Here is a 9,791-nt window from a genome sequence, read left to right as displayed (position 1 = left end):
GAAGACCTGCTGCCACAACGCATCCTCCTCCTGAGGTGAGAAGGATGCACCACTACTCCTCGGGACTACACACCTAGAGCGTTTTCAAGCCTTACGGCTTCGCAAGGCGACTCGGAAAACGCGCCAGGACAATGAGCTAGAGCTGTTTCACCGTCTTCGCTTTCGGTGAAACAGCTCTAGCATGGCCCGGCGGCCGGTCCGGTCCGGAATCCGGACCGGGTCAGCGTTCGGCTGGCACCACAAGCAGCCGCCGCAGGTCGCCGCGGCGCAGCACCACCGCCTCCGCCGTCGCGCCCACCCGCTCCCCGGTCAGCCAGCGCAGCAGGTCGTCGACCCCGGCCACGACCTGCCCGCCGATCGCCACCAGCAGGTCACCGTGCTCCAGCCCCGCACGATCCGCCGGGCCTCCCTTCACGACCTCTCCCAGCAGCAGCGCCGTGGCCTGCGCCAGGCCATGGGCACGGGCGAATCGGCGCGGCACCGCCTCCCGCTGCCCGGTCAGGCCGAGCACCGCGCGCCGCACCCGGCCGAAGCGCACCAGCTGGCCCAGCACCAGCCGCGCGGTATTGGCGGTCACCGCGAAGCACAGCCCCTGCGCGCCGCCGATCATGGCGGTGCTGATGCCGATGACGCGGCCTTGCGTATCCACCAGGGCGCCGCCCGAATTGCCGGGGTTGAGCGCCGCATCGGTCTGGATCAGATCCTCGATCGGCCGCCCGCCGCGCCCGGCCAGGCTGCGACCCAGCGCGCTGACCACGCCGGCCGTGACGGTGGAGGAGAAGCCGAGCGGATTGCCGATGGCCACCGCCACCTGCCCGACGCGCAGCGCGGCACTGTCGCCGAGCTCGGCGGCCGGCAGCGCGGCCTGGGTCTCGGCGCGCAGCAAGGCGAGGTCGGTATCCGGGTCGTCGCCCAGCAGGCGGGCGGCGAATCGCGCGCCCTCCGTCGTGGTCAGGGCGATCCGGCTGGCGCCGGCCACCACATGGCTGTTCGTCAGCACCAGCCCATCGGGGGTGACCACCACGCCGGATCCGCTGCCACGGCCGCGCGCGCCCTCGATGGCGACATGCACGACGGAGGGCGCGGCGCGGGCGGCGGCCTGGGTGACGGCGGTGGAATAGGCATCCAGCAGGTCGGAATCCTGCGGGGCAAGCGGGGCGTCCAGCATGGGGAGGGTCCTTTCGCCCTGCCAAAATGGGAAGCCGGCGCGGCATCCCCAAGGGCGCCGCAAATCCGGCGCTTGCCAGGCCGGGCCCCAGGCCGGATAGGCTGGGGGCATGGAAATCGTGCAGGCCGTCCTGGCCCTGATTGCGGCCTGTATCGGCTTCGCGCTGCTCGCGCGCCGCCTGAACCTTCCCTATGCCGTCATCCTGGTGGTGGGCGGGATGGTGCTGGCCTTCATCCCCGGCCTGCCCAGCGTCACGCTGAACCCGGAACTGGCGCTCGCCTTCTTCCTGCCGCCGCTGCTGCAGGCCAGCGCCTGGCGCACGGATTGGCGGGCCTTCCGGGCCAATATCCGGCCCATCCTGTTCCTGGCGGTGGGTGCCGTGCTGTTCAGCGCGGTCTGCATCGCCGTCGTGGCCAAGCTGCTGATCCCAGGCCTGCCCTGGGCCGCGGCGGTGGCGCTGGGCGCCATCGTCGCGCCACCCGATGCGGTCGCCGCCGCCGCCGTGCTCGCCCGCCTGCCCATGCCGCGCCGGCTGGTGACGGTGCTGGAGGGGGAGAGCCTGGTGAACGATGCGACGGCACTGGTGCTCTACCGCTTCGCCATCGCCGCCGTGGCCGCCGGCGGCATCGCGCTGGAGCGGGCCATCGGCTCCTTCTTCCTGGTGGCGCTCGGCGGCATCGTCGTGGGCCTCGCCATCGGCTGGCTCACCGCCCGGGCCTTCCGCCGGCTGGAGGATACGCTGCTGGAGATCGCCGCCAGCTTCGTCGCCTGCTTCGCCAGCTTCTTCGCGGCGGAGGCGCTGCACCTGTCCGGCGTCATCGCCGTGGTCAGCACCGGGCTGATGCTGGGCCAGCTGCAGCACCGGGTGCTGACGCCGGAAAGCCGCATCAGCGCGCGGGCGGTCTGGAACTTCGTGGAATTCGTGCTGACCAGCCTGATCTTCATCCTGGTCGGGCTGCAGCTGCGGGGCATCCTGGACCGGATCTCGCAGCATGGGATCCTGGAACTCGCGGGCCTGGCCCTGGCGCTGTCCGTGACGCTGATCGCGAGCCGCTTCCTCTGGGTCTTTCCCGCCGCCCTGGTGCCGCGGGTGCTGCCGGGGCCGCGGGAGGGGCGGCGGATTCCCCCGCTCGGCCATCTGGTGGTGATCTCCTGGGCCGGGATGCGGGGCGTGGTCTCGCTGGCTGCGGCGCTCGCCCTGCCGCTGGATTTCCCGCAGCGGGACCTGCTGGTCTTCCTCGCCTTCTGCGCCATCCTCGCGACGCTGGTGCTGCAGGGCACCACGCTGGAATGGGTGATCCGCCGCTTCGGCGTGACGGAACAGCGGGTGGCCGGCATGGCGCCGGAGGAGGCGTCCGCCCGCCGCCATGTCGCCCGCGCCACGCTCGCCGAGGTGGAGCGCCGCGCGGAGGATATCCTGGAAGGCGCCGTGGCGCGCGACCTGGTGGGCGAGTTCCGCGAGCGGTCGCGGGTCTATCACGGCGTTGCCGACGGCTCCGGCCAGGCGGAGCTGGAGGCGCGGATGCGCATCCGCCTGGCTGCGCTCCGCGCCGGCCGCCGCGCCCTGCTGGACCAGCACCATGCGGGCGCGCTGGACGACATGATGCTGGCCACGCTGGAGCATGAGATGGACCTCGAGGAACTGCGCATCCTGCGCCTGCTCGGCGCCCGATGACGGCGCTCGCGGATCAGCTGGAGGCAGCCCGGCGCGGCCTGCTGGACCTCTCCACCCGCAACCGCCTGCTCTCCCTGCCCAAGCCCGGCCGGTCCCGCGGCGTGCTGCTGCTGGATGACGAGGAGGCGGATTTCGTGCTGTCCGCCCTCGCGGAGGGCCGCGTCTTCGGCTTCGAGGCCGCGGCCGATGCGCCCGAAGCCCCGCCCCGCCGCGGCCGGCGGGCCGTGCGGGTGGATGGCGTCGGCCTGGCCGATGCCGCCCAGAGCCGGGAGGAGGCGCGCCGCGACAACCGCCTGCGCGCGAGGCTGCCGCAGGAGGACCTGGCCCGGCGCCTGCGCGACCTGATGCAGGATGCCCGCACGGCGCGGGAGGAGACGGGCATCGCCACCCTCTCACTCGCCCTCGGCGCGCTCGCCTGGCGCGACCCGGCGACGCCGGAGACGGAACGCCTGGCGCCGCTCGCCCTGCTGCCGGTGGTGCTGGAGCGCCAGGGCGTCAGCCAGCAATACCGGCTGCGCGCGGCGGGCGGCGAGGTGGAGGAGAACCTTTCGCTCCGCCAAAAGCTGCTTTCGGATTTTCGCGTGGAGCTGCCGCCCTTCCCCGAGGAGGGTTTTGCCGTGGCCGCCTGGGCGGAGGCCGTACGGGGCGCGATCGGCGCGCGGGAGGGCTGGCGGGTCGAGGCCGATTCGCTCGCTGTCGGGCTCTTCTCCTTCCAGAAATTCCTGATGTGGCGGGACCTGGACCCCACGGTGAATCCCGGGCTGCTCGAGCACGGCATGATCCGCGCCCTGGTGGGCGGCGAGCCCCTGGCCGGCGCCGTGCCGCTGGACCCGGAGCTCGATGTGGATGCGGCGATCCCGGTGGAGCGCCTCGACCATGTCATGGAGATGGATGGCAGCCAGGCCCTGGCGGCGGAGGCGGTGCGCCTCGGGGCGCAGGCACCGGCCGGCCATGTGGTGATCCAGGGGCCACCCGGCACGGGCAAGAGCCAGACCATCGCCACCATCATCGCCCAGGCCGTGCTGGATGGCCGCACCGTGCTCTTCGTCGCGGAAAAACTGGCGGCGCTGGAGGTGGTGGAACGCCGCCTCGCCCAGGTCGGCCTCGGCCCCGCCTGCCTGGAGCTGCATGCGGAGAAGCAATCGAAGCGCGCCGTGCTGGACGAGCTGCGCGCGACGCTGGCGGCCCCCCCGGTGCCGATGCCGGACCGCGCCCCGGTGCTGCGCCGGCTGGGCACGCTGCGCGGCAGGCTGAACGCGCATGCCCGCGCCATGGGCGCGGCCGTCGGCGAAAGCGGCCGGCCGCTGCATGCGGTGGTGGGGCGCCTGGCGGCGCGGCGGGCACAGGGCGCGCCAGCGCCGGACTTCGCACTGCCTGCGGGGAGCTGGGATTCTGCCCGAATTGCCGCAGCGCGCGCGGCGGCAGCGGAACTTGCCGCCTGCGCCGCGGCGGGCGGGCCGGGCAGCATCTGGCGCGGGGTGTGTGCCGACCTCCAGCCGCTGGCGCAGGACCGGCTCATGGCCCGCCTGCCCGCGCTGATCCGTGCCCTGACCGCCGGCGCCGCGGCCCTGGCGCCCGCCGCCATGGTGCGGCCCGAGCCCGGTCCGGCGGGGGCCGCGCAGTTGCTGGCGCTCTCCGCCGCCATCGCCACGGCGCCGCGCCACGATGCCGCGGCGCTGGCCGACCCCGCCTGGGCCGCGGACCCGGCGCCGCTGGCCGCCCTCGCCCAGGCCAGCGCGACCCTGGCGGAGGCCGGGCGCGATTCGCGGCTGCGGCCCGGCGCGCTGCAGGCCGAGGGTCTGGCGGCCGCCCGTGCCGCCCTGGCGGAGGGCGGCGGCTTCTTTGCCTTCCTCTCCGCCAGCCAGCGCGCCGCCAAGGCCCTGGCCGCGCAGGTGGTGGCGCCGGGGGCGGAGCCGCTGGCCGCGCTCGATGCCGCGCTGGCAGGCCAGGCCGCAGCGCAGGTCCTGGCACAGGGCGAGGCCCGGGGCCGCGCCGCCTTCGGCACGCTCTGGGGCGATGCGCCGGCCATGGCCGCGCTGGTCGCCTGGCGCAGCCAGCATGGTGCGGCGGCCGCCGCGGCACTGGCCGCCGGCATGCCCGTGCTGGAGGCCGCCCCCATCCAGGCCGCGGTGGAGGCCTTTGCCGAATTGTCGGAGGCCACCGCGCTCGACCTGGCCGCGGCCTTCGGCGCCGAGGACCCGCCGCTGGCCGCCATCGCAGCCCGGCTCGGCGACTGGGCGGCGCAGCCGGAGGCGCTGACGCCCTGGCTCGCCTGGCGCCGCGCGGTGCAGGCGGCGGGCGCGGACCTGACGCCGGTGATCGCGCGGCTGGCCGCCGGAACCCTGCCGCCGGACCAGGCCGCCGAGGCGCTGGAGGATGCGCTGGACGAGGCGCTGCTGAAGGCGGCGATGCGCGCCGACCCTGCCCTGGCCGCCTTCGACGGCCCCGGCTTCGACCGCCTGCTGGCGGACTTCGCCGAGGCCGATGCCGCGCGCATCGCGCTGGCCCGGCGCGAGGCCGCCGCCACCCATTCGGCGGCTCTCGCGCGGGTCCGTGACATGCCCGGCCATCGCCTGCTGCTGGGAGAGTTCGAGAAGAAGCGCGGCCACCTGCCCGTGCGCGAACTTCTGGTGCGCGCAGGCGCCGCCGTGCAGGCCGCAAAACCGGTCTTCCTGATGTCGCCGCTCTCCGTCGCGCAATTGCTGGCGCCGCCGCACGGCCTGAAGCCGGGCCTCACCTTCGACCTGCTGGTGATGGACGAGGCCTCCCAGATCGAGCCGGTGGATGCGCTGGGTGCCATCGCCCGCTGCCGCCAGGTGGTGGTGGTGGGCGATGACCGGCAGATGCCGCCGACCCGCTTCTTCCAGCGCATGACCTCGGAGGAGGAGATGCCGGAGGAGGAGGCGGCGGAGACGGTCGCGGCGCGGGAGGTGGAGAGCATCCTCGGCCTCGCCAATGCGCGCGGCGTGCCGAATGTCATGCTGCGCTGGCACTATCGCAGCCGGCACGAGAGCCTGATCGCCACCAGCAATGCCGAATTCTACGGCGGCAGGCTGATGGTCCTGCCCTCCCCGCGCGGCCGATCCCCGGCACTCGGCCTCTCGCTGGTGAGGGTCGCCGGCGAATGGCAGGCCGGTGCCGGCGTCAACCGTGCCGAAGCCCAGGCCGTGGCGGAGGCGGTGCTGCGCCATGCGAAGGAAACGCCCGGCGAGACGCTCGGCGTCGCCGCCTTCTCGCTGCGCCAGCGCGACGCCATCCTGGATGCGGTGGAGGCGCTGCGCCGCGCGGATGATTCGGCCGAGGGCTTCTTCACCGCGCATCCGCACGAGCCCTTCTTCGTGAAGAACCTGGAGAATGTGCAGGGCGACGAGCGCGACGCGATGTTCATCAGCGTCGGCTATGCGCGTGGTGCCGATGGGAAGCTGGCCATGCGCTTCGGCCCGCTCTCGGCGGAAGGCGGCGAGCGGCGGCTGAACGTGCTGATCACCCGTGCCAAGACGCGCTGCGTCGTCTTCTCCGGCATCACCGCGGAGGACATCGACCTGTCGCGCGCCGCCGGCGCCGGCGTCGCCGCCCTGAAGACTTTTCTTCAATTTGCCGAATCCGGCGAGGATCGGCGCGCCTCCGGCAGCCAGGTGAAGGCGCCGCTCTCCCGCGTCATCGCGCAGGAAATCAGCGCGGCCGGCATGCAGCCGGTGGCGCGTGTCGGCAGCGCCGGCCTCTTCCTCGATGTCGCGGCGCGGCGGGAGGGCGACTATGTGCTGGGCGTCGAGGCCGATGCGGCGGATTGGGCTTCGCTGCGCGGCGCCCGCGATCGCGACCATGGCCGCGGCGCTGCGCTCGGCCGCATGGGCTGGCGGCTGCACCGCGCCTGGAGCCTCGCCTGGCTGCAGCGGCCGGAGGCGGAGCGGGACCGGCTGCGCGCCGCCCTCGGCGTGGCGCCGCCCGCCGCCGCCCCAGCGCCCGCCAGCGCCGACCCCGGCCTGGCGCAACCCTATGTCGAAGCCGCGCCGGGCGAGGCGCCGGCCCCGGATATCGCCACCGCCACAGCCGCCCAGCTGCGCGCCCTGCTGGCCGAGATCATCCGCGTGGAACAGCCGGTGCATGGGGAGGCGGTGCTGGAACGCGCGCGGCTCATCTTCGGGCAGGACACGCTCTCCGCCACCGACCGCGCCGCAGTGACCCAGGCGTTGCGCCTGGCCGCGCAGCTGGAAGGCGTGGCCGAGGCCGGCGGATTCTGGACGGCGGAGGGCGCCGGCCCGGTGCAGCCGCGCGACCGCCGCGCCGCCGCGCCGCATCTGCGCCGCGCCGCCCTGCTGCCGCCGGCCGAGGTGGAGGCCGCGGCGCGCGCCCTGCTCACCGCCCTGCCCGGCTCGACGGAGGCGGAGCTGGTGTCCGGCGTGGTGCGGCTGCTGGGGCTGGAAGCCGCCGCCGCGCCCGCCATCGCGGCGCGCATCGCGGCACTGGTGGGCGCCGGTCGGCTCAGCCCCGCGGGCTGAGCTGGCCGCGCAGCCAGGCGATATCCCGCCGCAGGGCGTAGAACTGCCGCCCATAGGCGCTCGGCACCGACAGTTTCTGCAACTTCGCCTCCAGGCCAGTCAGCCGCGCCAGCAGGGCCTCGCGCCCCGACGGGTCCAGGGCATCGGGCAGATCCGCCTCGATGCCGCGCAGGTCGTCGTAGTAGCGGTAGATGCGGCTTTCCATCTGCCAGGTGTAGAGCGGCGGGGCGAAGCGGATCAGCGGCAGGGCCAGCGTCAGCAGGGGAATCAGCAGCACCCACATCCGCTCCACCGTCACCGCCACCCAGAAGGGCATCCAGCTCTGCAGGAAGGTGGGACCGCTCTCGTACCAGCGTGCGGCATCGCGATGCAGCGGCACGTCCGGGTTCAGCGCGGAGGGAAAGCGCCCCTCCGGCGCAAAGCTCTGCCGGCCGCGATGCTCGGCCTGCAGGATGCGGATGAACAGGCTGACGAGCTGCGGATGCACCTCCGCCTTGGCGAGCAGGGAGGCCGCGGGCGCCAGCAGCACGATATCCTCGGCCGGCAGGTCGAGCGCGAGGGAGAAACCGCTGCGCGGCAGCTGCACCGGCGTGACATAGGGCAGCAGGCGGGCATAGGCGGCGGCACGGGTCTCGAAATCGACCAGCTCCACCTGGTCGGTCGCGGCCATCAGGGTGGAGATGGCGGGTCCGGGCTCGGCCGCGACGAAGATGGCGGCATCCACCTCACCCGCCAGCAGCGCCTGCGCGGCCTGCGTGCCGGCGAGCGGCGAGGCAACGAAACTGTCCGTCGCCACCGCATTGGCGGCGAGCAGCGCCAGTGCCAGCGCGCGCGTGCCGCTGCCTTCCGGCCCCATGGCGATGCGCGCCCCGTTCAGCTGCTGCAGCCGCTGACGGCCGCTGTCGCGGCGGACAAAGACCCAGGCGGGTTCGAAGAAGACGGCGCCGAGCGAGACCAGCCGCACATCCTGCGCCGCCCGGCCACCCTGGGCGGCGGCGCCGGGTGCGGTGACGGCGACGCCGCCCTGCATCAGCGCGAAATCGACGCGGCCCTGCCGCAGCAGCGCCAGGTTCTCCACGCTGCCCTGGCTTTCCACCAGCTCCACCCGAAAATCCTCGGCCCGCAGCGCCGCCGCATAGCGTTGCGTGGCGCGGGCATAGGCGCTGTCCGGCCCGGGGCCGGTGGCGATGCGCAGCACCTGCGGCGGCGCCGGCGCGACGAAGCGATAGGCAATGCCGAGGCCGCCTGCCACCAGCAGCACGATGAAGCCCCAGGTGCGCAGGAAGGTGATGATGACGGCCCACATGCGGGCGCAACGGATCAGCCCCGCCAGGGTTCGCAGGCCCGTCGCGATTCCGTGCGCGGCCCCCTGCCGCCACGGCATTGCAACCATTCCACGCCATCCCGCGTTGGCCCGTCACCACAACGGTCCTCGGCAGCGGGCGGCCACAACGGAAGGAACGATAGGATGACGAACAAGGCACGTCTGCTCGGCGCCGCGGCGCTGAGCCTGATGGTCGCGGCCTGCGGCACCGATCCGAATGAGCGCGTCACGGGCGGCGCCGCGGCGGGTGCCGCGACGGGTGCCGGCGTTGGCGCGCTGGGCGGCCCGGTGGGCGCGCTGGCCGGTGCCGCGATCGGCGGCGGCGCGGGTGCCGTCACGGGCGCCACCACCTCTCCGCGCGACGTCAACCTGGGCCGTCCGGTCTGGAACAACCCCGAGACGCGCCTGCCGGGCGACAACACCTCCGGCCGCGCAAGCATGAGCGGCTCCACCCGCCAGGTGCAGGACGCGCTGAACCAGCGCGGCTACAGCGTCGGCAGCGCCGACGGCGTGATGGGCCCGCGCACCCGCGCCGCGCTGCGCGACTTCCAGCGCGCCAACAACCTTTCCGCCACCGGCCGCGCCGATTCCGCCACCCTGGCGGCGCTGAATGTCAGCGGCGGCAGCGCGCAGGCGGCGCGCCCGGCGCGGGCCAATCCGAACGCGGCCTATATGGGCGGCGGCGCGGTGGGCGGCAGCTCCGGCTCGCAGGTGAGCCAGACCAACCCGGACCGCAGCGGCGTGGCGACGGATGCGGATCCCGGCACCGGCGGCACCGGCGGCTCGGGTGGCGCCACGCGCGGCGGTGGCAGCCCGAACTATGGCGGCACCGGCACCACCAATCCGATGGAGCGCAGCGGCACGGCCACGGGCTCCGATCCGGGCACCGGCGGCACGGGCGGTTCGGGTGGCGGCGCGATGACGCGGCCGACCGGCCCGGGCGTGACCGGCATGCCGAATTCCTCCGGCACCGCGGCGGAGCGCAGCGGCGTGGCGACGGATGCGGATCCGGGCACGGGCGGCACGGGTGGTTCGGGCGGGTCGTCCAGCGCGATGCCGGTGCGCTGATCCCCGCAGGGATGGCGTGAAGAAGGGGGCCGGGGGCGAAAGCCTCCGGCCTTTTCG

The 9,791-nt window shown here is 74.3% G+C and carries 5 protein-coding genes; 3 read left to right on the top strand and 2 right to left on the bottom strand.

All coding sequences use genetic code 11. The features are described from left to right. Nucleotides 1-220: 220 nt before the first annotated feature. Nucleotides 221-1,168, bottom strand: coding sequence for a S1C family serine protease (locus ACTIF1_RS23325; RefSeq protein ID WP_439598851.1), 948 nt, complete (start codon nt 1,166-1,168; stop codon nt 221-223). Nucleotides 1,169-1,277: 109 nt separating this feature from the next. Here ACTIF1_RS23325 and ACTIF1_RS23320 point away from each other — a divergent pair, with 109 nt between their 5' ends. Together ACTIF1_RS23320 and ACTIF1_RS23315 are read left to right on the top strand one after the other, a co-directional pair. Then, nucleotides 1,278-2,843 (top strand): Na+/H+ antiporter, encoded by a 1,566-nt coding sequence (locus tag ACTIF1_RS23320; RefSeq protein WP_439598850.1) that lies wholly within the window; start codon nt 1,278-1,280, stop codon nt 2,841-2,843. Next, nucleotides 2,840-7,342, top strand: a complete 4,503-nt coding sequence (locus ACTIF1_RS23315; RefSeq protein ID WP_439598849.1) for a DUF4011 domain-containing protein — start codon at nt 2,840-2,842, stop codon at nt 7,340-7,342. The genes ACTIF1_RS23320 and ACTIF1_RS23315 overlap by 4 nt, the downstream gene beginning before the upstream one ends. Here the strand turns inward: ACTIF1_RS23315 and ACTIF1_RS23310 are convergent. After that, nucleotides 7,326-8,648 (bottom strand): TAXI family TRAP transporter solute-binding subunit, encoded by a 1,323-nt coding sequence (locus tag ACTIF1_RS23310; RefSeq protein ID WP_439598848.1) that lies wholly within the window; start codon nt 8,646-8,648, stop codon nt 7,326-7,328. The genes ACTIF1_RS23315 and ACTIF1_RS23310 overlap by 17 nt on opposite strands. Before the next feature lie 162 nt (nt 8,649-8,810). Between ACTIF1_RS23310 and ACTIF1_RS23305 the strand changes: the two genes are divergently transcribed. Beyond that, complete coding sequence (locus tag ACTIF1_RS23305; protein ID WP_439598847.1) at nt 8,811-9,734, top strand: peptidoglycan-binding domain-containing protein; 924 nt, start codon at nt 8,811-8,813, stop codon at nt 9,732-9,734. Nucleotides 9,735-9,791: the final 57 nt, after the last annotated feature.

Source organism: Falsiroseomonas sp. (assembly GCF_051860665.1).
In the GTDB taxonomy this organism is placed as follows: domain Bacteria; phylum Pseudomonadota; class Alphaproteobacteria; order Acetobacterales; family Acetobacteraceae; genus Falsiroseomonas.
The sequence above is the reverse complement of the archived record's forward strand: the minus strand, read 5'-3'. Positions and strand labels throughout refer to the sequence as shown.